Genomic DNA, 785 nt, shown 5'->3' with positions numbered 1-785 from the left:
TAGCCCAGCCCGTGCAAGGCCGCACTACATTTCTCCCCCTCAGGGATAAAGACCGGTGCAAACTGGTCTGACAGGGTTTCAACCCCGAATAACCGGTTGCATCCGGGAAGATCGCTGGGAATGCCCGGTTTTCCGTCCGGTCTAAAGTAAGGGATAATCTGCTTTTTAACCGGATCAATCTGTTTGCTTCCGGTTTCGTCCAGTCGAATAACATGGCCGATACTGGTTCCATCTGGTTTGCGATATATCCACCGCTTCACTTCCGTCATGGATAGACCTCCTGCAAATGCCGCAGGGCTTGCCTGAAAGAAAGCTGGCTGGCCTGCATATGAAAGGACAGGATATCGCCGCCTTGTACCCCGCAAGCGAAGCACTTAAACGCCCCGCTTTCCCGGTTCACGACAAACGAGCCGGGTTTCCGGTCGGGGTGGAACGGGCAAAGCCCGTTCCAGTGATACCAGTTGTGGCCCGTATGGCGGCCAAAATGGCCTTTCAGGTGCCGGCTGTAATAATGGTCCGGTGATATCCGGTTTTTTATTTCTGTCGCTGTGACCGTCATCAGGAAGCCTCCCCGTTCAGGCGGGAGAGGATGAAGGCATGGACGTCCTGCTCCCTGTAGCGCACCAGCCGCCCGGATTTGACATAAGGCAGGTCATAGCGTTTCGTCGCCCGCCAGACGGCCAGCGTACCCGTGGTGACGCCAAGGATGTTGGAGACTTCGCCCGCAGTCAGAAGATTTATGCTCATTTATTGGTTCCAGAATAATCAAACACACCGAACACAAC

The 785-nt window shown here is 54.8% G+C and carries 3 protein-coding genes; all 3 read right to left on the bottom strand.

The window, feature by feature from the left end:
* A partial coding sequence (locus tag QQJ79_RS15535; protein WP_284223835.1) for a hypothetical protein occupies nucleotides 1-269 on the bottom strand: 269 nt, incomplete at its 3' end.
* Complete coding sequence (locus QQJ79_RS15530) at nucleotides 266-559, bottom strand: CHC2 zinc finger domain-containing protein (RefSeq protein WP_284223834.1); 294 nt, start codon at nucleotides 557-559, stop codon at nucleotides 266-268. The genes QQJ79_RS15535 and QQJ79_RS15530, both read right to left, overlap by 4 nt.
* A complete protein-coding gene (locus QQJ79_RS15525; RefSeq protein WP_169560140.1) occupies nucleotides 559-747 on the bottom strand; it encodes a helix-turn-helix domain-containing protein in 189 nt (62 codons plus the stop codon). Before QQJ79_RS15525 ends, QQJ79_RS15530 begins: the two co-directional genes overlap by 1 nt.
* Nucleotides 748-785 lie beyond the last annotated feature (38 nt).

Source organism: Brevundimonas denitrificans (assembly GCF_030160755.1).
Taxonomy (GTDB): Bacteria; Pseudomonadota; Alphaproteobacteria; order Caulobacterales; family Caulobacteraceae; genus Brevundimonas; species Brevundimonas denitrificans.
Note: the sequence above shows the minus strand (reverse complement) of the source record. Positions and strands in the feature narration are given on the sequence as shown.